We start from the raw sequence: 24,825 nt of genomic DNA, 5'->3' as shown, positions 1-24,825 counted from the left end.
CAGGGAATGACTCGTTCAACCCAATGCCAGCCACATGCCTACGCCAATCATCAATGTGCCCGCGATGCGGTTAAGCAGCCTCACATTGCCGCTTTTACCTAGCAGCTTACGCAACGTTTTACCGCCGGTGGCGTATACCAACATACTGGCAAACTCAATGGTGAGAATGACAGCAATTAGCATACTGAGCTGCGGCGCAAGCGGCCGACTGCCATCTAAAAACGGCGGCAGTAGCACCATAAAAAACGCCCACCCCTTTGGGTTGGCAACGGCCGTTACCAAACCTTGGGTGGCAAGCTGAAGACGCCCAGCGGCAGGGCCAGTATCCAGCTCACTAGGAATAGCCATACGGCCCCGTGAGCGCCACATCATGATGCCCAAATAGGCCAAATAGGCACCGCCCACCCACTTGAAGGCGATGAATAGTTCGGGCTGGCGCAGCATCAACGCAGCGACGCCCGCCCCCGCCGCCGCCGCCACGAAACCGACGCCGATCAGCTCCCCGATCATCATCCACAGCGTGCGTTTGACGCCTTGCGTCATGCCCAACACCATGGCCAGCGTCATGCACATGCCTGGTGTTAACGAGACGAAGAGAAACGTCGGTATGAAGACCGAGAGCGTCGCCCATGACATCATGGCGAACCGTCCTTGTTTTGCGCATCGCGAGAGGTGGCCACGGCGTCTTCGCCCCAGCGGGGCATCAGGCGGTGGGCAATACCCAACTGATTGAGTATGCGCGCAACAATAAAGTCGATCAGATCTTCCATGCTTTGAGGGCGGTGATAAAACCCTGGAGCGGCGGGCAAAATCACCACACCCAGGCGGCTAAGCGCCAGCATGTGCTCTAAATGAATGGGAGAAAACGGGCTTTCGCGTGGCACCATCACCAACGTACGGCGCTCTTTAATGGCCACATCAGCGGCGCGCTCAATCAAGTTATTACTGGCGCCGGTAGCGACTGCCGAGAGCGTGCCCGTTGAACAGGGGCAAATTACCATGGCCGAAGGTGCACCAGACCCAGATGCCACGGGCGCCATCCAGTCTTCTCGACCAAAACAGCGAATTTGCCCTGGCTGGGCACCGCTTTTTTCTGTGAGCGTCTCTACCAATCGCTGCGGCTGGGCAGGGAGTGACACATCCGTTTCCGTGGCAATCACCATGTGAGCCGCTTTGGAAATCATTACCCACACTTCATGCCCCGCCTCGACCAGCACATCGATCAAGCGAAGGCCATACTGAGCGCCTGAAGCACCTGTTAGCGCTACTGTTACCGGAGGTTTAAACTTTGTCACTTCGACTGCTCCCGCGCTGTTAATGCATCTAACAACCGCTCGTGCACTCCCTCAAAACCACCATTAGACATCACCACAATACGATCTAGAGGTGACGCTTGAGTGACCACTGCTTCTACTAGCGCATCAATATCGTTAAACAGCGCGGCACGCTCTCCTTGAGTCTCTACCAGCGATTCCATCGACCAAGCCACTCCCGCTGGCTGAAACCAGAACACCGCATCCGCATCGGCCACGCTGTCATTTAAGCGCTCCCGCAGGGCACCCAAACGCATGGTATTGGAGCGTGGTTCAATCACTGCCAGCAAACGCCCCTTGGTCGTGGCTGCGCGCAGACCTTGTAGCGTGGCGGCAATGGCCGTCGGATGGTGGGCAAAATCATCGATCACCTGAATGCCATTGACCTCGCCCCTTACCTCTTGCCGACGGCGCGGTGTTTTAAATCGCGCCAGCGCGGCACACGCCCGCACCAAATTCACGCCACACAGTCGTGCTGCCGCGAGCGCTGCCAGTGCATTGCGCGCGTTGTGTTCGCCGGTTAACGCCCACTCCACCACGCCATCCTCTTCACCTTGCTCGCCTAAATACAAGACCTGAAAACGGCTAGCGTCGGCACGTTCTAAGCGCAGCTGCCACTGGCTGTTTGCATCAGCTCCAAAATAGGCCACCGGTGACCACGCCCCCATCTTCAACACTCGTTCCAGTGCGGGCTGCTGATCGGCTACTAATAAATGCCCTTGGCTGGGAACGATACGCACTAAATGGTGGAACTGGCGCTCGATAGCGGCGAGATCAGGAAAAATATCAGCATGATCAAACTCAAGGTTATTGAGTACGGCAATCGTCGGGCGGTAGTGAACAAACTTGGAGCGCTTATCAAAAAAGGCCGTGTCATACTCATCGGCCTCTACTACAAAGGGGGCGTTTTCGTCGCCTAAGCGCGCCGAAACGCCAAAATTACGCGGTACGCCACCAATCAGAAAGCCAGGCTTTAGCCCAGCACTTTCTAATAGCCAAGCTAACAAGCTGGCAGTGGTGGTTTTGCCATGAGTGCCCGCCACCGCAATCACTTTGCGGCCAGGCAACACATAGTCTGCAAGCCACTGCGCCCCTGAGGTATAGCGCATGCCACTATTGAGCAGTGCCTCCACCTCCGGATTGCCCCGTGAGAGCGCATTACCCACGACCACCAAGTCGATTGAGCCTGAGAGATTGGCTGCTTGATAGCCTTCCATCAGGGTGATCCCAGCCTCAGCTAGCTGCGTACTCATCGGTGGATATACGTTGGCATCGGAGCCGCTTACTTCATGGCCTAACTCCCGTGCAAGTAGTGCAAGGCTCCCCATAAAGGTGCCACAGATGCCAATAATATGCAGACGCATGGGCCAAGCGCTCCCTTCCTAACCATTTCAAACGATTGAACTTACTAAACACATCAATCAACGAGCGCTGAGATTAGCACGCCACGCGGTGTTGCTCATCTCGTTCCCCGCGCGACATGGCATTACAGGCTCAGAAAGTGACAATTCTGACGATTTATTGCAGGATGCGCGCACCTTTTCTTATTCGACATCCAACAACCCGTCCACTGCATACGCTGTAAAGCAGTGCAGTGAGAGGAGACAACCATGCGCATCTTAATTCGTTACTTCTTTCGGGGCGTTCGCGTCCTGCTAGCCCCCGTCATGCTGATCTCCGAGAAGCTATCCACGCCAAAAGCCGTAGAGCGCACCCCAGAAGAGCAGGCTCAGGTAGACGCCGCTTGCCAACAGCTTGCGCTCTACCAGTTCAGAACGTGCCCCTTCTGTATCAAAGTGCGTAAAGAGATTGCCCGGCTGGGGCTTAATATTGAGCTTCGCGACGCACAGCTAGACCCTGCACATAAGCAGGCCCTGCTGGAAGGTGGTGGTAAAGTAAAGGTTCCCTGCCTAAAAATTACCGATGACGCAGGTCAAGCCACCTGGCTATACGAATCGGATGAGATTAACCGCTGGCTTCACCAGCGTTTTGGCGCGTAATTACGGCGACATACGCTGCCTAAAACTCGACCTTTTGCGCGGTAATATCGAAGTGCACGCTGAGCGGCACGCCCTCCGAAGCGCTGGGGGATGACTCTAGCGTGTGCTGAAGCGCTAACTGCCCTTCAATATGGCCCACCACATGGAGGTCTCTCCCGGTTTGCTCAACGTGGCTCAGCGTTACTGTGATATCGCCACCCTCAGAGGTATAGAGAGGCGGCATCGCCGTTTCGCCCATAAACTGCACCACGCTTGCCTCCATGAGCTCCTCATTCTCTAACGTTAAACTCATGGCCAATGCCTGTTGAGCATCCCACTCAACTGGATCAATAAACCCAGTGACCTCGATTTTCAGTTGATCACCTACCTCCATAAACGACGCATTTGAATCGTCACCTTGGTGTAATACGAACCAGGCATACTCATCTTCACCCAAGATCCCCACCATATCCGCCGTTTCATCAGCGCTTACCAACAATGAACACCCAGCGATGAGACTGACAGCCAGCCAGCTAACACATTGTTTCAACATAGTCTGTTATGCCCTATCTATTGAGTTAGGTGTTGATCGTATTCTCACACCGCTTAACTATCGACTTTTGTCTAGCACCCTATGCTACAACGTCCGCCGTTAGCCCCATCATTCAGCAGATGAATGATGCCAGTCATTATTTCGATTGTATGACGCCACCACCTCTCTCTATGTTGTCAGCATAGCTTACGAGCTGACCGTGTCTGTTTTACTGACAAGTACCTCGCTGAACACTCACTCAGTAAGACGAACAATAAACAACATGCATGGGAACATTTATGACGCTCAAGAAGACGCTACTGGCCTCTGTGATCGGTGCTACTGTGGCAGCAACAGCCATGTTGCCGATGACCGCAAACGCCGAAACCCTCCGTATCGGCTACTCCGCTGACCCTGAAACCCTGGACTTGCATGAGCAGCTGTCAGGCGGCGTACTGCGTTTTTCGCACCTCGCGTTTGACCCGCTGGTTCGCTGGACCAAAAACTTTCAGTTTGAGCCGCGCCTAGCCACTGAGTGGGAGCAGGTAGACGACACCACCATGCGCATGACCCTGCGCGAAGGCGTTACTTTCCATTCCGGTAACCCTTTCACAGCAAAAGATGTCGTGTGGACCATCGAGCGTCTGAAAGAGAGCCCGGACTACCGCGCCATTTTTGACCCGGTTGCCAGTGCAGAAGCCGTTGACGACTACACCGTCGAAATCACCACGTCTGAGCCCTACCCGCTGCTGTTGAACCTCGCCACCTACATCTTCCCGATGGATAGCGAGTTCTACACAGGCGAAACCGAAGACGGTAACGACAAAGCCGAAATCATTAAAGCGGGTAACTCCTTCGCTTCACGCCACGTATCAGGTACCGGCCCGTTCATCGTCACTGACCGTCGCCAGGGTGTCCGCGTTGACTTCAAACGTTTTGAAGACTACTGGGATACCGAAAGCGAAGGCAACGTTTCTGAAATCGTGTTAACGCCGATTGCTGAAAATGCCTCACGCGTGGCGGCCCTGCTGTCTGGCGGCGTTGACTTCATCGATGCCGTTCCGCCTAACGACCTTGATCGTGTGCGTAACGCCGACGGTGTGGAATTGGTAGAAGTGCCCGGCACCCGCATCATCGGCTTCCAGCTCAACGAAGAGCGCGTGGAAGCCTTCCAAGATGCTCGCGTTCGTCAAGCCGTTGACTTAGCCATCAACCAGGAAGGCATCGCCGACCGTTTAATGCGCGGCTTCGCCACGCCGGCTGGCCAGTTCTCTCCGGAAGGTTACTCTGGCCACAATCCGGATCTCGTTCCCCGTTACGACCTTGAGCGCGCCCAAGCGCTGATGGCCGAAGCGGGCTACGAAGAGGGCTTCAGCGTTGATATGATCGCGCCGAACAACCGTTACGTGAACGATGCGCAGCTGGCCCAAGCGGTTGCCAACATGCTGGCGCGTATCAACATCAACGTTAACCTGCGCACCATGCCGCTGGCCCAGTACTGGCCTGAGTACGACACGCGCCAGTCAGACATCGCCATGATCGGCTGGCACGCGGACACCGAAGACACCGCCAACTTCTTCCAGTACCTCTCTTTCTGTATTGATGAAGAGAGCGGTGCTGGCCAGTACAACTACGGCAGCTACTGCAACGAAGAGATCGACGCGCTGGTGACAGCAGCCGACAGCGAAACCGATCTTGAAAAACGCAACGAAATGCTGCGTGAAGCAGAAGCCATGCTGTATGAAGACGTTGGTTTCGTCATGCTGCACTGGCAAAACCTTGCCTATGCCGCAGCTGAAGGCGTAGATGTTGAGCCGGTTGTTAGCGCGCTGGACTTCCCCTACCTGGGTGATTTGGTGATTAACCGCTAATCCCCACGCAGAACCGAACACCCGCGCAAGGATGCTTCGCTCTCCAGCCCTGCTGGAGAGCGAAGCGTTTTCTTTGCGGCCGCCAGACGGCCACGCGGCGCTTCTCTGATTAACCTACATAGGTGGCGTACGCCATGATTGCTTTTTTAATCAAGCGGCTGATGCACGCAATATTGGTGATGTTTGTCATCAGTGTATTGGCCTTCGCCATCCAGGATAACCTGGGTGACCCTGTACAGCAGATGGTCGGACAGTCGGTCCCCGAAAGTGAACGCGAAGCCATTCGCGAACGGCTGGGGCTCAACGACCCCTTCCTAGTGCAGTACGTGCGTTTTGCTAAAAACGCTGTGCAGGGTGATTTTGGCTACTCCTACTTCTACCGCGAACCAGCGCTGGAAGTGATTGCCCGGCACCTACCCGCCACCCTTGAGCTGGTATTTGCTGCCACCCTGATTATCGTGCTGCTATCTGTTCCCATTGGCGTGTATAGCGCTATCAAACCGCGCTCGCCGATATCCCGGTTCTTCATGGGGGCATCGATTATCGGTATTTCGATCCCGGTCTTCTTGACCGCGATTGTGTTAATTCAAATTTTCTCGATTGGTATTACCGTCTCGCTGTTCCCCGAAGGCACTGCCTGGGGTGCTTGGTTAAACGGCCTGCTCTCGACCGAGGGCAATATGCCGTCGTTTGGTCGTGGCTATGATTTGGTGCATGTCGTCGGCCACTGGGATACCAACCTAGTTACCTGGAATGGCTTGCAACACCTTGTCCTACCCGCCGTATCGCTAGCCTCCATTATGCTGCCGCTGTTTATTCGTTTGATTCGCGCAGAAATGATGGAAGTGCTGCAATCTGAATACGTGAAGTATGCGCGCGCTAAAGGGATTTCCATGCGCCGTGTCTATTTCGTTCACGCGCTGAAAAACACCATGCTGCCGGTGATTACCGTGGGTGGCGTACAGATTGGTACCATGGTGGCCTACACCATTTTGACCGAAACCGTATTCCAATGGCCGGGCATGGGGCTGATGTTCCTTGACGCCATCAACCATGCCGACATTCCGCTCATTGTGACCTACCTGATGATTGTCGGCGTCATTTTCGTGGTTACGAACACCATCGTGGACCTGATCTACGGCTTCGTGAACCCCACTGTAAAACTGACTGGTAAGCCCGCATGACAACGTCCACAACTTCCACTGCACCAAGCCGCTGGGAGCGCCTGCGCGACTCCTTTTTGTGGTACAGCTTCAAACGTGACCGTACGGCGCAACTGTGTTTGGCGGTCTTTATCTGCTTAGTCATTGCGGCATTTTCGGCACCGCTATTAGCGCCGACCGACCCTTATGACCTGGCTCAAATCGACATTCTCGCCTCCGAGCTGCCGCCTTTCTGGATTGATGGCGCCGACGAGATGTATACGCTCGGCACCGACGCCCAGGGGCGTGATCTGCTGTCGATCATTCTGTACGGCACGCGGGTATCGCTGCTGATTGGCTTTGGCGCGGTGGCGCTGCAAGCCCTACTGGGGGTGACTTTCGGCCTAATGGCAGGCTACCTGGGCGGCCGTGTCGACGCTTTCCTGATGCGCCTAGCGGATATCCAGCTCTCGTTCTCCACCTTGATGGTGGCGATTGTGGTCGGTGCGGTGGTGAAGGCCACTATGGGCAGCGCGTTCTACAGCCAATACGCCGTTTTGATGCTGATATTGATTATCGGCCTTGCTGAATGGCCCCAGTATGCTCGTACCGTGCGCGCGTCAGTGCTGGCCGAGAAAAACAAAGAGTACGTGGACGCCGCCCGCGTAATGGGCCTGCGTAGCCGACGCATCATGTTCCGCCATGTGCTGCCGAACACGCTTTCACCGATCTTCGTTATCTCCACGGTGCAAATTGCTAACGCGATTATCTCCGAAGCGGCGCTGTCGTTTTTAGGGCTGGGTATGCCGGAAACGCACCCCTCGCTGGGTTCGCTGATCAAAGCAGGCTTTGATTATATTCAATCAGGCTCTTGGTGGATCACGTTGATCCCCGGTGCGGTGCTGGTAGTGCTGGTGCTGTCAATCAATCTTCTGGGCGACTGGCTGCGCGATGTCATGAACCCACGACTCTACAAAGGCTGAGGACACCATGGCACTTCTTGAAGTTTCTCATCTCGATGTCCGCTTTGCCCTTCGTCAGGGCGAAGTGCGCGCCCTGCGCGACGTTAATTTCACCCTGGAGCGCGGCGAGCGCCTGGGTATCGTCGGCGAATCTGGCGCGGGTAAATCCGTCGCCGCTTTCTCACTGCTGAATTTGATCGCCAAGCCCGGCTTTATTGCCGGGGGTAGCATTAAATTTGAAGGGAAAGAACTCAACAGCATGTCGGAGCGCGGCCTGCGCAAAGTGCGCGGCAACCGCATTTCAATGATCTTTCAAGATCCGATGATGACCCTGAACCCAGTACTCTCCATCGGCGAGCAGATGGTGGAGTGCTTAAAGGCGCATCGGCGTATTTCGACCAAAGAAGCGCGCGCCATCGCCCTGGATAAGCTGCGCCAAGTGCAGATCCCCTCTCCGGAAAAGCGCTTAGACCAGTACCCCCACGAGCTTTCCGGCGGGATGCGCCAGCGTATTATTATCGCCATCGCCCTGCTGCTCGACCCGGATATCATCATTGCCGACGAGCCAACCACGGCGTTAGACGTCACCATCCAGGCCGAAATCATGGCGCTGCTGTTGGAGCTGTGTGAGCAGCACAACGTGGGCTTGATTTTGATTACCCACGACCTGGGTGTGGTGAGCCAGGTAACGCAGCGCATGCTGGTCATGTACGCAGGCCGAGTAATTGAGCAAGGTCCCTCACGGGAAATCATCAACGACCCGCAGCACCCTTACACTCAAGGTTTGATCAACGCACTGCCGCAGATGGCAACACCGGGCGAAAAACTCAACCAGATTCGTGGCAGCATGCCGTCGCTCTCTAACTTGCCCAGCGGCTGTGCGTTTCACCCCCGCTGCGACTTTATCAACCGTGCCGACGGCCAACCTCGGCCTGCGTGCACCCAACAAGTCCCCGACTTTGTTGAATCCGGTAACTGCCGCGTTGCCTGCCACATGGTGGCGGAAATGCTTGAAGACCGCCGCTTGAAGGAGGAGACCCTATGAACGCCCAGGCGGAAACGATCGCGACCATGCCGACCCAAAACGAAGCGAGCAACGACTCGCTACTGCAAATTCGCGGTCTTAAAAAGCGTTTCTCACTCTCCGGTGATTTTCTGGAACAGCTACGTTTCAAAGGCGGCAAGCTGGTTCGCCATCAGGAGTTTATCCACGCCATTAACGGCGTGAACCTGGACATCAAACGCGGTGAAGCGCTCTGCGTGGTGGGTGAATCTGGCTGCGGTAAGTCCACCGTGGCGCGCACGGTCATGGGGCTGATTTCTCCCTCAGAGGGTGAAATTCGCTACGACAGCCAGCGCATCGACGATCTCAGCTCGAAGCAGCTCCTGCCCTACCGCAAGCGCATGCAGATGATCTTCCAGAACCCTTACGCGTCGCTGAACCCACGCATGACCATTCAGCAGACGCTGGAAGAGCCACTGCGGCTTCACCATCCCGACTGGAAGCGCCAGCAGATCCTCGATAAAGTCGAGGAGGTGATGCATTCGGTGGGTATCGACCCAGACTGGGGCAAGCGCTTTGGACACGAGTTCTCCGGCGGACAGCGCCAGCGGATTGCGATTGCTCGCGCACTCGCCGTCGACCCCGAATTTATCGTGGCCGACGAGCCCATTTCAGCACTGGACGTATCCATTCAGGCTCAGGTGCTCAACCTGCTGATGGATGCCCAACGGGACCGTAACCTGACCTATCTGTTCATCACCCACGACCTGGCGGTGGTAGAGCATTTTGGGACGCGGGTGGCCGTTATGTACTTGGGCACGGTATGCGAGATTGCGACCACCGCTACGCTGTTTGCTAAGCCTCGGCACCCTTATACTCAGGCGCTGCTATCCGCTATTCCTCGCTTGGAAGATGACCGCCCCCAGCACATTCGCCTCTCCGGTGAAGTGCCTACGCCGGTCAATCTGCCTAGCGGCTGTGTCTTTCATGGCCGCTGCCCCCATGCCAACGTCCGCTGTAAACAGGAAATTCCTGCACTAAGAACCCAGGATGATGGTACCCACGTTGCGTGCCACGCTGTTGAAGAAGGCCGCCTATGAGCGCGGCCCATTCAACCGTTATACGCTTGGCCGCTTTGCGAGGTAGGGCATGGAAATTCGCTGGCTAGAAGACTTTATTGCTTTGGCCAGAACGCGACACTTCTCTCGCGCTGCCGACGAACAGCACGTCACACAGCCCACCTTTTCCCGGCGCATTAAGCTGCTGGAAGAGGAGATGGGCGTCACGCTGATCAACCGGCAAACGCTACCGCTGTCGTTAACGCCTGCGGGGGAAGAGTTTTTAACGCTATGCGAACAGGTCACCGACCGGGTTCGCTTAACGCGTGATCGCGTTCGTGAGATCAGTGCCGGGCAGCAGCGGCGCATTATGGTGGCAGCACCGCAAAGCCTGCTGGCGCACTTTCTGCCTGAGTGGCTTGCCAGTACTGGCAGGCAGGAGCGTATTCAACCCTACCTACGTGCGACGGGCTGGGTAGCCAGCGACTACTTCCAGGCGCTTGCCCGGGCGGAGTGTGATCTGGCGATTTGCTACTGGCCGATTGGCCGCTGTGATCTAGATATTGATACCAGCGCCTGTACTTACCGAGTCATTGGACATGAGCGGTTGATTCCCGTGACCGGGCTGAAAAGCGATGGCACCGCGTGCGCCCTGCTGCCCGGCTCTCGCCAGCAGCCAGCGCCATGGTTGGCGTACCCCAAACGGGGGCTGCTAGGCTCGGCGGTCAAAGCGCATTTGGCGCGACTGCCCCAAAGCACGTACTTAACAGCGCAAAGTGAAAATCTCTACGCGGCGGGCATTAAAGAGCTGGTGCTGCTGGGCTATGGCATGAGCTGGCTACCGGAACGCAATGTGGCGGCGGAACTCGCCAACGGCACGCTGGTCAGGGCTGGCGATAGCCGCTGGGACGTGCCGATGGAGCTGCGGCTTTATCGTCACCAAAGCCAGCACCACGCCGATCTCGATAGCCTGTGGAGCGAGCTTACCCCGCCCCGATCTTGAAAGGATGTCTTATATGTCAGCAACCCTCTACCAACAGCAGCGCGAGCATATCGCGTCGCTACAGCGTGCTTACCAGCAATGCTTGGCTAACCATCAGCTGGATAGCCTGGCGATTTACAGCGGCCACGCCCGCTACCATTTCGCCGATGATCACACCACGACCTTTCAGGCCTACGGCCACTTTATACACTGGGTCGGTATGGCAGACGTTCAGCATAGCTGGCTGGTGATTCAACCCGATCAACGCCCCCAGCTCTACCTCTATGCGCCCGCAGATTTTTGGCACTTGCCGACACAGCTACCTGAAGAGCCGTGGGTCGCTGAGTTTGATGTGCACCTATGTAGCGACAAAATCACGCCACCGCTATCAGGCCGCGCCACCGTCATTGGCGATGTAACGGAGCTTGAAAGCACCGCGCAGCTCGCTAACGTGGCCACGTTGCAACCTGAAGCGTTAGTTCGCGAGCTAGATGAGCTGCGGATGACGAAATCTGCTTATGAAATTGCCTGCCTGCGTGAAGCTAACCGGCTGGCGGTAGCAGGTCATCAGGCGGCTAACGCCGCTTTTATAGGCGCTGCCGCCGAGCTGGATGTGCAGTTAGCCTATCTGGCAGCCAGCCGACAACGCGAGTCTGAAGTGCCCTATCAAAATATTATTGGGCTAAATGAGCATGCCGGGGTCTTACACTATCAGCACTATGACCTGTCAGCCCCCAAGCAGCGTTATAGCCTGCTGGTAGATGCGGGCAGACGCTTTCGGGGTTACTGCGCCGATATTACCCGCACCTATACAGGCCCAGATGCCCCCAGCGAGTTTGGCGCTTTAATTACCGCCATGCACAGCCTCAAAGATGAGCTGATTGCACACATCGCCCCTGGCGTTGATTTCGTTGCGCTGCATGAAAAAATGCACCAAGGCTTGGCTGATATCTTGGTCGCACACGGGCTATATAACGGCAGCGCCGAAAGCGCCGTGGAAGCAGGTATTACGAGAGCCTTTTGCCCCCACGGGCTGGGGCACTCGCTGGGTATTCAGGTACATGATGTGGCCGGGTTGAGACAGCCAGACGGCACGCCATCACCGGCACCTAACGCTCACCCTGCCCTTCGCCTCACCCGCCCCCTGCAACCCGGCATGGTAGTGACCATTGAACCAGGGCTCTATTTTATTCCCATGCTGCTCGCGCCGCTGCGAAACCAGTCTCATCCTGTCAACTGGACACTGGTTGATCAGTTGGCTGTCTGCGGCGGTATTCGCATTGAAGATAATATTCTGGTGACGGATAGCGGCTCAGATAATTTAACGCAGTAATAATCTACCAATGCAAAAACGCCCGGCCCACATCAGTGGGCCGGGCGTGTGTCTTACAAACCTGGATTAGAAGCGGTAAGTAATACCACCGCCGATGGTCACAGGCTCCATATCGACTTCGCCAATGGTGGCGCCAGCCGCGTTATTAATGTCAGCACTCACGTCAGCATAACTAACGTAGCCATTCAGCATAACGTTGTCAGTCACTGCCAAGTCCACACCCGCTTGGCCAATGGCGCCATAGCTCTCATCGATGCTCAAACCTGTCGGCTCGCTAGAGAAGCGGGTGTAGTTTAAGCCAACACCAACGTAGGGCTGTACTTTAGAGTCTAAACCACCCATCGGGTAGTAGTTGACCAGCAGGTTGACCGGCAGGCGATCGACGCTACCTGCGCTACCGCCGGGCTTGGTGTTCAGATCGTGCTCGAATTTTTCCGAGCTGTTGAGTTCAACGCCGAATTTGTCGCTGAATAGGTATCCCGCACCGTAAGTGAAACCGCGTGCGCTTTGTACGTTGAGGTCTGCGCCACCAACGTTGCCATTACCTGAGCCCGTGTCCGTTTGGGCAACACCGCCGCGAACAAAGACATCGCCAGCTTCATAAGCCATAGCGGCTTGGCTCGCCATGAAAGCGCTGGCTGAAACGATAGCGGCGGTGATCAATTTCATTTTGCTCATCAGGGTCATCCTCTTGCATCTTGCTTGGGATTGGTGCTGGTCGACACCAGCTAACCTATACAATATATAGTATACGAACAGTGTTTCCAAATTTCCTGTGAAATTTTATTATAGGTTTTCTGACTCTGATAGCTTTTATTAACCAACGGCCCCGAAAAGCAGGCATAAAAAAAGTCCCCCGAAGGGGACCCAGGTGGAGCACGCCAGCTCACTCGGTGGGTTGCCAGGCATCGCCTTAGCAACGTCGCAAAGAAGGGAGAGCATCGAGTGTCGTCATGCAAGCGACCTAAATGACTCTGTTCATTTGCTGCTTACCGTTTATGTAGCGAGCCGCATGCCAATAAATATATTTCTACTTAAATACATAGAGTTATAAAAAATAAACCGTATTCGAAAGACGCGCATCGCTTGCCAGACGGCAAAAGCGCACCAGCAGTGCGCAATTGTTGCTGCGTTGCTCCATAACGAATCATGCCAGCGCCGTCGACGGATAGCGCTACTGGCACACCTGGTTGCGGCCCTGCGTTTGGCGCGGTAAAGCGCCTCATCCGCCAATACCAGTAAACGATCCCGATCTTGATCTGACGCATCGAGGCTGCACACCATGTGCTCAACACCCATCATGGCATCGACAATTAAAATATCGGGGCTCTTTGTTAATCTCCTTGCACGCAGCCGGAACCGAGGAGAACAGGCGTACCACGTAGCTGAAGTTTGTCAACTGTTCCAGGATATGCTGCCCTAGCGTTGGGTCCTGTTCAATTAGCAGTTAATGTCAATGTATGCATTTATTCAGCTGCTGTCGTTAGCTGTATCGATATTTCACATTTAAAACGGCTACCGTGCCAAGACACGTTTAACTCACCATGGAAAAGTGCGTATGACTAAGCCCCACATCATCTATATCACTGGCGGTGCCCAAGGAATTGGTCTCGGTATCGCCCACACCCTGCTCACCGACGGCTATCGCGTTGCCATTACGGATATTGATAAAGAAGCCCTAAGTGCGGCCGCTGAACGACTGCCCCACCGTGAGAACCTGCTAACACTAATGGCGGATGTCAGCGATGAAGCCCAAGTGGCAGCCAGCCTCGAAAAAACCGTCGGCCACTTTGGCCAGCTCAACGGCATCGTGCATAACGCGGGCCTTGCCGACCCCTTCCATGGCCCGGTGGAGCAGCTCTCGCTAGAGACATGGCAGGCCTACTTAAACACTAACCTCACCGGCGCCTTTTTGTGCGCCAAACATGGGGCTGCTTATCTACGCCCGCACGGCGGCAGTATGGTGCTGATGGCCTCGTCACGCGCCATCCAATCCGAGCCGGATACCGAAGCCTACGCCGCTAGCAAAGGTGGCATTGTCGCGTTGACCCACGCGCTAGCGGTCAGCCTAGGCCCGGATATTCGCGTCAACGCCGTTAGCCCTGGCTGGATCGAGGTCGGCGACTGGCAAAAACCCAGCCGCCAGCAGCCGGTGGAGCACCGTGATATCGACCGCGAACAGCACCCGGCGGGGCGCGTGGGCACTCCCGAAGATATTGCCGCGCTCACCCGCTTTCTTCTCTCCAAAGAATCCGGCTTTATCACCGGACAGAACTTTGTCGCCGACGGCGGGATGACGCGCAAAATGATTTATGCCGAGTAGCGGCACCGCCCATCAAAAAATCCCATTAAAAAAGGCCATCCGCGGATGGCCTTTCGCCTTTCCAAAACGTACCGCTATGGCGTGACGATAATTTTCACCTGCGCCTTGTCGCTCAGCAACGCCTCAAAGCCCTCCTCCACGATATCCGCCAGCGGAATGCGTTGAGTGACCATATCCTCGGCGCGGAAGTAGCCCCGCTGCATCAACGCCATCACCGCTGGGTACACATGGCGATAGGCAATGATGCCTTTCATGGTGCGCTCCTTGATGACCAGGTCATTGGGCTGGAAGCTGGCGTCACCCTCCCAAATACTCACCACCACCACTTCGCCCCCTTCGTGGGTGCTGTGCAGCGCTTGGTTGAGCACGGCGGGAATGCCGGTGACTTCGAAGGCCACGTCCACCCCACCGCCGCTCAAGGCGTGCAGTTTCTCCACCGCGTCTTCTTGTTGTGGGTCGACGACCATGGCTCCCAGCGCTTCGGCTTTGGCCTTACGGGACGGCGCGACTTCCACCGCATAAATCTGTGCAGCCCCGGCAGCTTTAAGCGCTTCGATGGTCATTAAACCAATCGGCCCCGCACCAAACACCACGGCACTATCCCCGGCTTTGAGGCTGCTCTGGCGTACTGAATGCAGCGCGACCGCCGCAGGCTCGACCAGCGCCCCCTGCTCGTAGCTGAGGTCATCCGGCAGTTTGTGCACCATATGCTCACCCATCACGGTGAACTCCGAAAATCCGCCGCCACCGCCGGAGAGGCCGTGAAAGCCGAGCAGCGGCGTCAGGTTGTAGCGCTCCATCTGGTAAGCGCCATCCTTGTTAGGTGAAAGTATCGGCTCAATGGCCACACGGTCGCCTACTTTCACCCGCGTCACTTTCTCACCAACCTCCACCACTTCACCCGCAAACTCATGGCCCATGATGATCGGAGCCTGTTCGCCGCTAATGGGGTGCGGTTTGCCTACCGGAATAAAAATCGGCCCGGCGGCATACTCGTGTAAATCGCTGCCGCAAATACCGCAGGCGGCGACTTTCACCTTCACCGAGTGAGGGTCGTTAATGGTTGGCACCGGCACGTGCTCAACGCGCAGATCTTTAGCGGCATACCACACCGCGGCCTGCATCTGTGATTGATCCGTTGACTGGCTCATAGGTTGCCCTTCCTGTTAAGACACATAGCTTTTAAGACACATGGTGAACCGGCTGCAGCCCATAGACGGGGGTATCTAGTCCTTCCATACGCGCCTTCAACTGCAGCGCCAAATAGTGCGAGTAGTGCCGGGACTGGTGCAGGTTGCCACCGTGGAACCACAGCGCCTCTTGTTGGGTGGGCTTCCACATATTGCGCAGCTCGCCTTCCCACGGGCCGGGGTCTTTGGTGGTGTCGGAGCCCAAACCCCAACATTTGCCCACCTTGTCCGCTACCTCTTGAGAAATCAGTCGAGCCGCCCAGCCGTTCATGGAGCCATAGCCGGTGGCGTAGACGATCAGGTCAGCGTCCAATTCGCTGCCGTCGGTGAGCGTGATCGAGCGCGGATTGATCCGCTCGATACCCACACCGCTGCGCAGCTTAATATCGCCATTGGCGACCAGATCGCAGGCCCCCACATCGATGTAGTAACCCGAGCCACGGCGCAGGTATTTCAAAAACAGGCCAGACTCATCGTCACCGAAATCGAGCATAAAGCCCGCGTCTTCGAGTTTTTGGTAAAACTCAGCGTCGCGCTGTTTAATCGCCTCAAACGCCGGGCGTTGGAAGTCAGGCAGCACTTTGTAAGGAATGGAGGCAAACAGCAGGTCGGCTTTTTCGTGGGTCAACCCGCCAGCTACCGCCTCTTCCGAGTAGAGCGGCCCCAGCACTTCTTCCATCAATGAATCCGACTTAACGATATGGGTCGAGGAGCGCTGGAGCATGGTGACATCGGCATCGTGCTCCCAGAGCGCTGCGGCAATATCGTGAGCCGAGTTATTCGAGCCCACGATCACGCACTTTTTACCCGCGTAAGCATCCGGCCCTGGGTGCTGGCTGGAGTGCTGCTGCTCGCCTTCGAAGCTTTCCGAGCCTGCAAACTTGGGTACGTTAGGCATACCGGACATCCCGGTAGCCATCACCAGCTGTTTAGGGCGTAGCGTAATCTCTTCACCGTTGCGCTTCACGTTCACGATCCACTCGCCTGCGGCTTCATCGAAGCGTGCATTGTCGCAGGTCGTGGAACTCCAATAATTGAGCTCCATCACCTTTGTGTACATTTCCAGCCAATCGCCCACTTTGTCTTTCGGGGCAAACACCGGCCAGTTCTCCGGGAAAGGAATGTAGGGCAGGTGGTCGTACCATACCGGGTCGTGCAGGCAGAGGGATTTATAGCGCTTGCGCCAGGAATCCCCTGCACGCTCGTTGCGCTCGATGATGATGGTGGGCACGCCCATTTGCTTTAGCCGCGCCCCCAGGCCAATACCGCCCTGGCCACCGCCAATGATCACGCAGTAAGGCTGGCGCGTGTAACCAAGCTCCGCTTCTTCCCGCTCGCGGGCTTCCAGCCAGGTTTCACGCTGTTTGTTGGCACCATGCTCGGCCCCTTTAGGGCGATGGTGGTTGCGCGGTTCGGGAAAATCGTCCAGCGCCTGCATGGTGGTCAGCAGTGTCCAGCACTTGCCGTTTATCAAACGTAGGTAGCCTTTTCCGCTGGCAATGGCCGTTTTGAAGGTGAACCACGCCTCGACGGTATCGCCGTTTTCGCTGGCCTCACCGTCAAGCTGCCACTGGGTGGGCTGAGTATTGGCCAGCGTGGCATCAAGCATGGCCTGGATTTCCTTCTGGCCTTCGCAGGTTTTTAGATTCCAGGTAAACGCCAGAAAATCGCGCCAGTAGCACTCGTCGTTGAATAGCATCAGCACGCGTTGGATATCGCGCGCCTGGAGCGCTTCATCAAACTCATGTAGCCATGCGTTGACGGTGCTGGTAGCGCTTGATGGGGTACTTACCTCTGTGTGAGTCATCGCGGGTACTCCAAGGTCGTTGTTATTGTTGAACTGTCGATAAGACACTCAACCCTAAGCACCTGCCGTGCCAAATGCGCTAAATAGGCAATAAGCAACTGAAAAATATCAGCAATCAAACATCCACACAGCGCCATAAAACAGCGCAAACCGCGTACACCTGTCACGTCGTGTGTACGGCTAACGTTACAGGTGTAACGCACGACTAACGGCGTAATACACCCTCGTTGACACCCTCTACAAAGCGCATAGTCTGGAAGTACAACAATAATCGTGTGTGGATTCGCCATGCCAACGCCATCACTACCACCGACACGCTTGGCCTCCGTGCAGCGCCAGCATATCGAGCACATCTTCCAGCTAGGTGAAGGGCTGGATGCGCCGCAGCTTCCGGCACAGGCCACCATCCGCCGCTCTTGGCTGCGCTGCCTCAACGAGTACCAACTCGACCCCACGCAGCCACGCCCTGCCCGGGTGGTGCCCCAGCAAACCTTGATCGAGCACCGAGAATCCGTCGATGAGCTGCTGCACGTCGCCCGGGCCGGGGTCGAGCAGCTCTACGGGCAAATCGCCCAGCTCGGCTACGTGCTGCTCCTCACCGATCATCGCGGCATTACCGTGGAGTTTCGCGGCAATCCCAATCAAGACCAGCAGCTACGCAAAGCGGGCCTCTATTTAGGAGCTGACTGGGACGAGCGCTTCGCGGGTACCTGCGCCGTAGGCACCTGCCTGCACGACCGCCAAGCGATCATTTGCCACCGCCAGGAGCACTTCGACGCCACGCATATTTCGCTGACCTGCACGGCTGCCCCTATCGCCGACCCGCAAGGCAACGTGATGGCCGTGCTGGATATCTCTGCGCTGCAGTCGCCCACTCAGCATGAGAGTCAGAACTTCAGCCTCTCGCTGGTGACGCTCTACGCCCGCATGATCGAAGACGCCTACTTTCTGCAGCGCTACCGCGACTGCTTGATGGTGCGCCTGGATACCTCGCGGGAGTTTGTCCACGTCAATGGGCGTGGGCTGATCGCGATAGAAGAGAACGGCCAAGTGATTGCCGCCAATGCCGTCGGCCGCGAACTGATCAGTACGCACCAACAGCGCTGGCCGCCGTGGTCTGCTCAACACGCACCGATGCTCAGCGAACTGTTTGAGTGCGAAATTGCCGATGTGCTGAGTATCAACAGCGCGACCAACGACCAGCTCAGGGCGTTTCGCGCCCGCGCCAGCAACGCCATCTACTTTATTAGCCTGCTGGAGCCGCGCAGGCCGCGCATCGCACCACTCGGAAAGCCCGCCTCCTCGCTGCCAACAGCGCTAGAACGGCTGGGGGCCGACGACCCCGCTATACGTAAAGTGCAGAAATTGGCCGAACGGCTGCGTAACGAAGCCAGTGTCAACGTGCTGATCAGTGGTGAAACCGGTACCGGCAAAGAAGTAGTCGCCCGTGCTCTGCACGATAGCGGCAACCGCGCCAAAGGCCCCTTTATTGCGGTGAACTGTGCGGCGATTCCCGAAGCGCTGATCGAAAGCGAGCTGTTCGGCTACGAACCCGGCGCGTTTACCGGCGGGCGAGCAAAAGGTATGCGCGGGCTGATCCCTCAGGCCCATGGCGGCACGCTGTTTTTAGACGAGATCGGCGATATGCCACTGGCGCTACAAACCCGCCTGCTGCGGGTACTGGCCGAGCGGGAAGTGATGCCGCTAGGGGCAAACAAACCCGAAAAAGTCGATATCCGGGTGATCACCGCTACCCACCGCCATATCGATACCATGATTGCGCAGGGAGAGTTTCGTGAAGACCTCTACTACCGCCTGAACGGTGCCCAACTGCGCTTACCACCGCTGCGCGAACGCGCCGACAAGCTCTACGTGATTCGCCAAGTATTCAGCGATGTGGTGAGCGAACGCGGCGGAAGCTCCGCCCCTAGGCTGCGGGCCGACGCCATCAGCGCCCTACTTGCCTACGCCTGGCCCGGCAATATTCGTCAGCTTAAAAACGCCCTGGCGTTTGCACTCGTCACCGCCGAGAGCGACGAAATCACCGTACACGACCTGCCCGAACAGTGCCTCAGCCAGCGCATTACTCGTACACCTGCGATAACCGCGCCTGAAAGCGAGGCCACTGATTGCCACCTTGTGACACGGCTGCAGCAACACCAATGGAACATTAGCGCCGTGGCACGCGAGCTGGGGGTTTCACGGCCAACGGTGTATCGGCAAATGCAGCGCCAAGGCATCGTACCGCCGAATAAGGCCTGACAGCGGACGGCGCTTGGCCTGGGCGGCCAGCCTCACGTACACTTGTTTGAATCTAATATTCACCACGCTTCCAATAAGCCGAGGCCCACTATGGCGTTTGATTCCACTTCTTCGTATATCGCAACCAATGCGCTTAAACAGGCGGTGAATGCTGCCGTGGTGCTTGAGCGCCCGCTGCTGATCAAAGGCGAGCCAGGCACCGGCAAAACCTTATTAGCAGAAGAGCTGGCAGAATCCCTCGGCACCAAGCTGATCACTTGGCACATTAAATCCAGCACCAAAGCCGCTCAAGGGCTGTATGAGTACGATGCGGTGAGCCGGCTGCGCGATTCACAGCTAGGTGTGGAAGGTGTTGAGAACGTCGCTAACTACATCAAGCCCGGCAAACTGTGGGAAGCGTTTACCGCTGATGAGCGAGTGGTCCTGCTGATCGATGAAATCGACAAGGCGGATATCGAATTCCCCAACGACCTGCTCCAAGAGCTGGACCGTATGGAGTTTCACGTCTACGAAACCGGTGAAACCATTCGCGCCGAAAAGCGCCCCATCATCGTCATCACGTCCAACAACGAGAAAGAGCTGCCGGACGCCTTTCTGCGCCGCTGCTTTTTCCACTACATCGAATTCCCCGACCGCGAGACCATGCAGGCAATTGTGGATGTTCACTTCCCAAACATTGCCCCAAAACTGGTCAGCGAAGCACTGGAGGTTTTCTTTGAGCTGCGCAACGCTCCAGGGCTGAAGAAAAAGCCCTCAACCTCAGAGCTGGTCGACTGGCTCAAGCTGCTGATGGCCGATGAGCTGGCGCAAGAAGCGCTCTACCATCGCGACCCCGCCAAGGCGCTGCCGCCCATGGCCGGTGCGCTGGTCAAGAACGAGCAGGATACCCACCTGCTTGAACGCCTGGCGTTCATGATGCGCCGCCAGAAAAACAGCGGGCGCTAAGCCATGTTCATCGGCTTGTTCGAGACCCTCAAACGCGCAGGCGTACCCGTTTCACTGCGGGAGCTGTTGGACCTTCACGCGGTGGTGGAGCGCGGCGTGGTGTTTGCCGATATGGAGGCGTTTTATCAGGTGGCGCGTACGGTGATGGTCAAAGATGAGCGCCATTTTGACCGCTTCGATCGCGCCTTTGCGGCCTGGTTTAAGGGCCTTGAGGACATGGACGCCGCCATCGAAGCGCTGATTCCCGATGAGTGGCTGCGCCGCGAATTCGAGAAACAGCTCACCGACGAGGAGAAGGCCAAGATCGAATCGCTAGGCGGGCTCGAAGAGCTCATCAAGACGTTCAAAAAACGTTTGGAGGAGCAGAAAGAGCGCCACGCAGGCGGCAATAAATGGATTGGTACCGGCGGCACCAGCCCGTTTGGGGCTTATGGCTACAACCCGGAAGGCATTCGCATTGGGCAAGATGGTTCCCGCCACCGCCGCGCCACCAAAGTGTGGGACGAGCGACGCTTTCGCGATTACGACGACTCGCTGGAACTGGGCACCCGCAACATCAAAATGGCCCTGCGACGGCTGCGCAAATTCGCCCGCCAGGGCGCTCGGGACGAGTTCGATGTGGACGGTACCATTCGCGAAACCGCCCGCGATGCCGGGCTGCTCAATATCCAGATGCGCCCAGAACGCCACAATGCGGTCAAGGTGCTGCTGTTTCTGGACGTGGGCGGCTCCATGGATGACCACATTCGCGTCTGCGAAGAGCTCTTTTCTGCGGCACGCTCCGAGTTCAAGCACCTGGAGCACTACTACTTCCATAACTGCCTCTACGAAGGCGTCTGGAAAAACAACCTGCGCCGTGGCAACGAGCGTATCCCTACCATGGACGTACTGCACACCTACGGCGCGGACTACCAGGTGGTCATCGTCGGCGACGCCGCCATGTCGCCTTATGAGGTCACCCATCCTGGCGGTAGCGTCGAACATTTCAATGATGAAGCCGGCGGCGTGTGGCTCAAACGCTTGACCGAGAAATTCCCCCGTTTGGCTTGGCTAAACCCGATGCCTCCCAGGGCGTGGGAGTACACCTACTCCACCCAGTTGATCCGCGAACTCATCGATGACCGAATGTATCCGATGACGCTGGAAGGGCTGGAAACCGCCATGCGCGAATTGGCGAAGTAGCGTTTGCCCACCCAACGCCGTTGCTTGGGTGGGATATTCCAAACCTTCGACAAACGATAGCGTTTTACTCCCTGATCACGTGCCCTAGCCACGCTATTGAGAACATGACAACAGCGTGCAAGCTAGTCGCGAATAATGGAACGCCGCGTTGCCTTAAAGCGTCGCAGGCACGTTATTGATCCCGGTTAAAAATGCCTCTTTAGCCTGAGCAAACGCAGCCGCATCGTGTTTAAAGCGACGCAAAATCAGTGCTTCATCCAGTGCTAACGTGGGCGATAGCGCCTCAAGGCTCTTGGCAGGATGGCGCGCCGACAGCCCAATATGCTGGCCATTATCCGCCGCGAACCAGCGTTTGAAGCCGCACTTCTGATAGAACGCTTTCTCTTTTTCATCCTGCGCATCGATGCGCAGCGGAGCCTTCAGACTGAGCTCGCTCAACAAACGAGCTTTTGCACCTTTTGCAAACTCGCAGGCGTGAGTCACGGTCATGCCCTCGCCCGCTTCATCCAGCACCAGCAGGGCTAGCGCCAGCGGCTTTCCAGCACCGTCTACACCCGCCAAAAGGCGTGCGCCTTCTTGGGCAAACAGTACATTTTTAGTACCGGTAAACACTACCAGCGGCGTTAGGCCTGCCTGCTGGCCATACACCTCAGCACATAGCTTGGCCAAACACGCATCACGCGGCTCACTCTGACTTACATGGACTACCTTCATAACGCTCTCTCGTTGCGTTCAATCACCCCGCCACTTCTTTACCTTACAACAAGCGCTGGCGAGCTATAAAAGCCCGCCAGCGTAGAGCAAAGCGCGTGATGACACCAGTCTGGTTATTCATTGAACCCTAATGCCCTGAGGCAGTCGCAGTAAAGGCAAGGCATTTTTTTATTGCCAAGGAGAGCACATGACACAGTTCATCAACGACCCTACCCTGCCAAAACCCAGTTTCCCGGGTAGCCATATGGTAGTTGACGACCACTATATGTTTATTTCTGGCCTGACGGTGGCCGATCTTTCCAACGGGGAAGCGGCGCGAGGCGATGTTAAAGAGGAGACCCGCCTAGTGATGCGCGAACTCGCGCGCATGCTAGAGCAAGAAGGTGGCAGTCTGGCGGATGTGGTTCGCGTGGATGTTCACCTCACTGACCTAAAACAGATCAATGCGCTAGACAGCATCTACGCCGAATTTTTTGAGCCAGGGCGCTACCCAGCGCGCACTTGTACTGAATCACCCCACATTTGCGGTGGCAGTTCGGTAGAAATTACCTTGATGGCGAAACGTCCATCGAAAGACACTGCAGCGGAATAGCCTCCGTTAAGATTTGACTAACGCCAGGATCGCGTCAATATCCAGATGTGCTTCTAGCGTATCGGCCAAGCGCTCCAAGGCTTGTTCGCGGTGGGCGTTGTAATCTACGCTGCCTGCCTTGGCTAGGCCAAGCTTCGTGAGTAGCGCTTGGCAGGCGTCTGGATGATCAAACAGGCCGTGTAGGTAAGTGCCCATCACTTGGCCGTCCTCGCTGATGGCCCCATCCAAGTGGGTACCGAGATCGAATAGCGGATTGTCCAGAGCGGAGCCTTTGCTAACGCCGTTATGGATCTCGTATCCCTTTACCTTTGCTTCTTCCCCCACCAACATGCCGCTCACGTTGCGAAGCTGCTTGCCCGCCACCATGCGTGTCGTCAGCGGTAACAGACCCAACCCGGCGACTTTCCCGGGCGTGCCCTCTAGCCCGTCGGGGTCATCCACCCACTCCCCCAGCATTTGAAAGCCGCCGCAAATGCCCAGCACTTTGCCGCCATAGCGCAGGTGGCGAGTCATCGCGGCGTCCCAACCTTGGCGCTTTAACCAGGCTAAGTCGCTAGCGGTGCTTTTACTGCCGGGAAGTACGATCACATCAGCGCAGGGAATGGGCTGATCGGGGCCGATAAAGCTAAGCGATACCTGCGGATGCAGGCGAAGCGGATCGAAATCGGTATGGTTACTGATGCGCGGCAGTGCAGGAACGATAACCTTGAGCGTTTGGCTCTCTTTCTCCGCCTGCACGGTGCCGATGCTATCTTCGGCATCCAGCAGCAGCCCTTGTAGATACGGCAGCGTGCCCAGCACCGGCTTTTGGGTGCGCGCTTCCAACCACTCTAGCCCTGGTTCGAGCAGCGCAATATCGCCCCGAAAACGGTTGATAATAAAGCCTTTGGTGCGGGCCTGTTCGCTGTCACTCAGTAGCGCCAGCGTGCCAACCAATTGAGCAAACACGCCGCCGCGGTCAATATCGCCCACCAGCAGCACCGGGCAGTCCGCGGCTTCGGCAAAGCCCATATTGGCAATATCCCCTTTGCGCAGGTTGATTTCCGCCGGGCTGCCTGCGCCTTCGGCAATAATCACATCATAGCGCTGCTCTAACGCTTGCCACGCTGCCATCACGCTCTCTTGGGCGGTGCGTTTGAAGGCGTGGTAGTCCAGCGCGTCCATATGGCCGTACACCTTACCACGCAGAATCACCTGGGCACCCCGGTCGGTTTCTGGCTTTAGCAGTACCGGGTTCATATCGCTATGGGGAAGGACGCCGGCCGCTTGGGCCTGTAGCGCGGTGGAGCGGCCAATCTCGCCACCATCGCTGGTCACCGCACTGTTTAGCGCCATGTTTTGTGGTTTGAACGGGGCCACCGAGAGACCCCGGCGCTTGAGAACTCGGCAAAGCCCCGCCACCACGGTGCTTTTGCCCGCATCCGAGGTGGTGCCTTGAATCATCAGTGTGGTCATGGCGTCTTCTCGACCTACGCAGTTGCTGAATATCCGTCCTTGACCTCCTCCCCTTCCTCAGCTTCTTAGGAAGCTGCCGCCTGCGGCGGAAAGGAAGGGGATTCCCGGTTGTTGCCTTCCGGGTTCCTGCTTCACAGCCCGTTGCCCTTGGTGATGGCACCTCAGGTCTTACACAAGCTC

The 24,825-nt window shown here is 56.7% G+C and carries 22 protein-coding genes; 13 read left to right on the top strand and 9 right to left on the bottom strand.

All coding sequences use genetic code 11. The features are described 5' to 3' along the window. Nucleotides 1-15 precede the first annotated feature (15 nt). Genes AC13CY_RS15350 through mpl form a run of 3 tightly spaced genes read right to left on the bottom strand, consistent with a single transcriptional unit; the run spans nucleotide 16 to nucleotide 2,677 of the window. Nucleotides 16-639 carry a LysE family translocator gene (locus AC13CY_RS15350; protein WP_228219510.1) on the bottom strand — a complete coding sequence of 208 codons (624 nt, stop codon included), beginning with the start codon at nucleotides 637-639 and terminating at the stop codon, nucleotides 16-18. Further along, the gene (locus AC13CY_RS15345) at nucleotides 636-1,295 is read right to left on the bottom strand and encodes a flavin prenyltransferase UbiX (RefSeq protein ID WP_483052766.1); all 660 of its coding nucleotides are present in this window, start codon (nucleotides 1,293-1,295) and stop codon (nucleotides 636-638) included. The genes AC13CY_RS15350 and AC13CY_RS15345 overlap by 4 nt, the downstream gene beginning before the upstream one ends. Continuing rightward, a complete protein-coding gene (gene mpl / locus AC13CY_RS15340; protein ID WP_058577807.1) occupies nucleotides 1,292-2,677 on the bottom strand; it encodes a UDP-N-acetylmuramate:L-alanyl-gamma-D-glutamyl-meso-diaminopimelate ligase in 1,386 nt (461 codons plus the stop codon). The genes AC13CY_RS15345 and mpl overlap by 4 nt, the downstream gene beginning before the upstream one ends. A gap of 246 nt (nucleotides 2,678-2,923) precedes the next feature. Here mpl and AC13CY_RS15335 point away from each other — a divergent pair, with 246 nt between their 5' ends. Beyond that, nucleotides 2,924-3,313, top strand: coding sequence for a glutaredoxin family protein (locus AC13CY_RS15335; protein ID WP_054640994.1), 390 nt, complete (start codon nucleotides 2,924-2,926; stop codon nucleotides 3,311-3,313). A gap of 19 nt (nucleotides 3,314-3,332) precedes the next feature. On the opposite strand, the gene AC13CY_RS15330 is transcribed toward AC13CY_RS15335, so the two are convergent. Next, on the bottom strand, nucleotides 3,333-3,845 hold the full coding sequence (locus AC13CY_RS15330; RefSeq protein WP_063610118.1) for a hypothetical protein: 513 nt from the start codon (nucleotides 3,843-3,845) through the stop codon (nucleotides 3,333-3,335). Nucleotides 3,846-4,123: 278 nt separating this feature from the next. Between AC13CY_RS15330 and AC13CY_RS15325 the strand changes: the two genes are divergently transcribed. The 7 genes from AC13CY_RS15325 (at nucleotide 4,124) to pepQ (ending at nucleotide 12,175) form a co-directional block, all read left to right on the top strand. Next, nucleotides 4,124-5,695, top strand: a complete 1,572-nt coding sequence (locus tag AC13CY_RS15325) for an ABC transporter substrate-binding protein (protein ID WP_483052765.1) — start codon at nucleotides 4,124-4,126, stop codon at nucleotides 5,693-5,695. 134 nt (nucleotides 5,696-5,829) lie between these two features. Continuing rightward, nucleotides 5,830-6,879 (top strand): ABC transporter permease, encoded by a 1,050-nt coding sequence (locus AC13CY_RS15320; protein ID WP_058577810.1) that lies wholly within the window; start codon nucleotides 5,830-5,832, stop codon nucleotides 6,877-6,879. Next, nucleotides 6,876-7,820, top strand: a complete 945-nt coding sequence (locus tag AC13CY_RS15315) for an ABC transporter permease (protein WP_058577811.1) — start codon at nucleotides 6,876-6,878, stop codon at nucleotides 7,818-7,820. Before AC13CY_RS15320 ends, AC13CY_RS15315 begins: the two co-directional genes overlap by 4 nt. Nucleotides 7,821-7,827: 7 nt before the next feature. After that, nucleotides 7,828-8,844 (top strand): ABC transporter ATP-binding protein, encoded by a 1,017-nt coding sequence (locus tag AC13CY_RS15310; RefSeq protein ID WP_054640996.1) that lies wholly within the window; start codon nucleotides 7,828-7,830, stop codon nucleotides 8,842-8,844. After that, nucleotides 8,841-9,902 (top strand): ABC transporter ATP-binding protein, encoded by a 1,062-nt coding sequence (locus AC13CY_RS15305; protein ID WP_044630421.1) that lies wholly within the window; start codon nucleotides 8,841-8,843, stop codon nucleotides 9,900-9,902. Before AC13CY_RS15310 ends, AC13CY_RS15305 begins: the two co-directional genes overlap by 4 nt. Before the next feature lie 49 nt (nucleotides 9,903-9,951). Beyond that, entirely contained in the window at nucleotides 9,952-10,863 is a 912-nt protein-coding gene (locus AC13CY_RS15300; RefSeq protein ID WP_062359403.1) for a LysR family transcriptional regulator, read from the top strand. A gap of 13 nt (nucleotides 10,864-10,876) precedes the next feature. Further along, nucleotides 10,877-12,175, top strand: a complete 1,299-nt coding sequence (gene pepQ, locus AC13CY_RS15295) for a Xaa-Pro dipeptidase (RefSeq protein WP_348665487.1) — start codon at nucleotides 10,877-10,879, stop codon at nucleotides 12,173-12,175. A gap of 66 nt (nucleotides 12,176-12,241) precedes the next feature. Here pepQ and AC13CY_RS15290 read toward each other — a convergent pair whose 3' ends face one another. Next, nucleotides 12,242-12,853 carry an OmpW/AlkL family protein gene (locus AC13CY_RS15290; RefSeq protein ID WP_208596165.1) on the bottom strand — a complete coding sequence of 204 codons (612 nt, stop codon included), beginning with the start codon at nucleotides 12,851-12,853 and terminating at the stop codon, nucleotides 12,242-12,244. An 880-nt stretch (nucleotides 12,854-13,733) separates the two neighbouring features. Here AC13CY_RS15290 and AC13CY_RS15285 point away from each other — a divergent pair. After that, the gene (locus AC13CY_RS15285; protein ID WP_483052764.1) at nucleotides 13,734-14,498 is read left to right on the top strand and encodes an SDR family oxidoreductase; all 765 of its coding nucleotides are present in this window, start codon (nucleotides 13,734-13,736) and stop codon (nucleotides 14,496-14,498) included. Nucleotides 14,499-14,572: 74 nt separating this feature from the next. Here AC13CY_RS15285 and AC13CY_RS15280 read toward each other — a convergent pair whose 3' ends face one another. Further along, on the bottom strand, nucleotides 14,573-15,649 hold the full coding sequence (locus tag AC13CY_RS15280) for a 2,3-butanediol dehydrogenase (RefSeq protein ID WP_483052763.1): 1,077 nt from the start codon (nucleotides 15,647-15,649) through the stop codon (nucleotides 14,573-14,575). Nucleotides 15,650-15,680: 31 nt separating this feature from the next. Continuing rightward, nucleotides 15,681-17,495 (bottom strand): NAD(P)/FAD-dependent oxidoreductase, encoded by a 1,815-nt coding sequence (locus AC13CY_RS15275; protein WP_427721212.1) that lies wholly within the window; start codon nucleotides 17,493-17,495, stop codon nucleotides 15,681-15,683. Nucleotides 17,496-17,783: 288 nt separating this feature from the next. Between AC13CY_RS15275 and AC13CY_RS15270 the strand changes: the two genes are divergently transcribed. From AC13CY_RS15270 to AC13CY_RS15260, 3 genes are all read left to right on the top strand, one after another. Further along, nucleotides 17,784-19,757, top strand: coding sequence for a sigma-54-dependent Fis family transcriptional regulator (locus tag AC13CY_RS15270; protein ID WP_287837969.1), 1,974 nt, complete (start codon nucleotides 17,784-17,786; stop codon nucleotides 19,755-19,757). Between the two features lie 90 nt (nucleotides 19,758-19,847). Continuing rightward, nucleotides 19,848-20,702, top strand: a complete 855-nt coding sequence (locus AC13CY_RS15265) for an AAA family ATPase (protein ID WP_287838091.1) — start codon at nucleotides 19,848-19,850, stop codon at nucleotides 20,700-20,702. A 3-nt stretch (nucleotides 20,703-20,705) separates the two neighbouring features. Next, nucleotides 20,706-21,884, top strand: a complete 1,179-nt coding sequence (locus tag AC13CY_RS15260) for a vWA domain-containing protein (RefSeq protein ID WP_483052762.1) — start codon at nucleotides 20,706-20,708, stop codon at nucleotides 21,882-21,884. A gap of 153 nt (nucleotides 21,885-22,037) precedes the next feature. Here the strand turns inward: AC13CY_RS15260 and AC13CY_RS15255 are convergent, their stop codons facing one another. Next, nucleotides 22,038-22,598, bottom strand: a complete 561-nt coding sequence (locus tag AC13CY_RS15255; protein WP_044630412.1) for a hypothetical protein — start codon at nucleotides 22,596-22,598, stop codon at nucleotides 22,038-22,040. Nucleotides 22,599-22,785: 187 nt separating this feature from the next. On the opposite strand from AC13CY_RS15255, the gene AC13CY_RS15250 reads away from it, so the two are divergent. Continuing rightward, nucleotides 22,786-23,190 carry a RidA family protein gene (locus AC13CY_RS15250; RefSeq protein WP_054641791.1) on the top strand — a complete coding sequence of 135 codons (405 nt, stop codon included), beginning with the start codon at nucleotides 22,786-22,788 and terminating at the stop codon, nucleotides 23,188-23,190. A gap of 6 nt (nucleotides 23,191-23,196) precedes the next feature. On the opposite strand, the gene AC13CY_RS15245 is transcribed toward AC13CY_RS15250, so the two are convergent. Next, nucleotides 23,197-24,645, bottom strand: a complete 1,449-nt coding sequence (locus AC13CY_RS15245) for a cobyric acid synthase (protein WP_054645377.1) — start codon at nucleotides 24,643-24,645, stop codon at nucleotides 23,197-23,199. Between the last annotated feature and the right edge of the window lie 180 nt (nucleotides 24,646-24,825).

This window comes from Vreelandella sp. L-15 (genome assembly GCF_056857635.1).
Note: the sequence above shows the minus strand (reverse complement) of the source record. Positions and strands in the feature narration are given on the sequence as shown.

What these genes read in the sequence shown, in the direction of transcription:
- AC13CY_RS15350 (WP_228219510.1), bottom strand. Translation starts at nt 639, where the DNA reads ATGATGTCATGGGCGACGCTCTCGGTCTTCATACCGACGTTTCTCTTC.
- mpl (WP_058577807.1), bottom strand. Translation starts at nt 2,677, where the DNA reads ATGCGTCTGCATATTATTGGCATCTGTGGCACCTTTATGGGGAGCCTT.
- AC13CY_RS15335 (WP_054640994.1), top strand. Translation starts at nt 2,924, where the DNA reads ATGCGCATCTTAATTCGTTACTTCTTTCGGGGCGTTCGCGTCCTGCTA.
- AC13CY_RS15330 (WP_063610118.1), bottom strand. Translation starts at nt 3,845, where the DNA reads ATGTTGAAACAATGTGTTAGCTGGCTGGCTGTCAGTCTCATCGCTGGG.
- AC13CY_RS15325 (WP_483052765.1), top strand. Translation starts at nt 4,124, where the DNA reads ATGACGCTCAAGAAGACGCTACTGGCCTCTGTGATCGGTGCTACTGTG.
- AC13CY_RS15320 (WP_058577810.1), top strand. Translation starts at nt 5,830, where the DNA reads ATGATTGCTTTTTTAATCAAGCGGCTGATGCACGCAATATTGGTGATG.
- AC13CY_RS15315 (WP_058577811.1), top strand. Translation starts at nt 6,876, where the DNA reads ATGACAACGTCCACAACTTCCACTGCACCAAGCCGCTGGGAGCGCCTG.
- AC13CY_RS15310 (WP_054640996.1), top strand. Translation starts at nt 7,828, where the DNA reads ATGGCACTTCTTGAAGTTTCTCATCTCGATGTCCGCTTTGCCCTTCGT.
- AC13CY_RS15305 (WP_044630421.1), top strand. Translation starts at nt 8,841, where the DNA reads ATGAACGCCCAGGCGGAAACGATCGCGACCATGCCGACCCAAAACGAA.
- AC13CY_RS15300 (WP_062359403.1), top strand. Translation starts at nt 9,952, where the DNA reads ATGGAAATTCGCTGGCTAGAAGACTTTATTGCTTTGGCCAGAACGCGA.
- pepQ (WP_348665487.1), top strand. Translation starts at nt 10,877, where the DNA reads ATGTCAGCAACCCTCTACCAACAGCAGCGCGAGCATATCGCGTCGCTA.
- AC13CY_RS15290 (WP_208596165.1), bottom strand. Translation starts at nt 12,853, where the DNA reads ATGAGCAAAATGAAATTGATCACCGCCGCTATCGTTTCAGCCAGCGCT.
- AC13CY_RS15285 (WP_483052764.1), top strand. Translation starts at nt 13,734, where the DNA reads ATGACTAAGCCCCACATCATCTATATCACTGGCGGTGCCCAAGGAATT.
- AC13CY_RS15280 (WP_483052763.1), bottom strand. Translation starts at nt 15,649, where the DNA reads ATGAGCCAGTCAACGGATCAATCACAGATGCAGGCCGCGGTGTGGTAT.
- AC13CY_RS15275 (WP_427721212.1), bottom strand. Translation starts at nt 17,495, where the DNA reads ATGACTCACACAGAGGTAAGTACCCCATCAAGCGCTACCAGCACCGTC.
- AC13CY_RS15270 (WP_287837969.1), top strand. Translation starts at nt 17,784, where the DNA reads ATGCCAACGCCATCACTACCACCGACACGCTTGGCCTCCGTGCAGCGC.
- AC13CY_RS15265 (WP_287838091.1), top strand. Translation starts at nt 19,848, where the DNA reads ATGGCGTTTGATTCCACTTCTTCGTATATCGCAACCAATGCGCTTAAA.
- AC13CY_RS15260 (WP_483052762.1), top strand. Translation starts at nt 20,706, where the DNA reads ATGTTCATCGGCTTGTTCGAGACCCTCAAACGCGCAGGCGTACCCGTT.
- AC13CY_RS15255 (WP_044630412.1), bottom strand. Translation starts at nt 22,598, where the DNA reads ATGAAGGTAGTCCATGTAAGTCAGAGTGAGCCGCGTGATGCGTGTTTG.
- AC13CY_RS15250 (WP_054641791.1), top strand. Translation starts at nt 22,786, where the DNA reads ATGACACAGTTCATCAACGACCCTACCCTGCCAAAACCCAGTTTCCCG.
- AC13CY_RS15245 (WP_054645377.1), bottom strand. Translation starts at nt 24,645, where the DNA reads ATGACCACACTGATGATTCAAGGCACCACCTCGGATGCGGGCAAAAGC.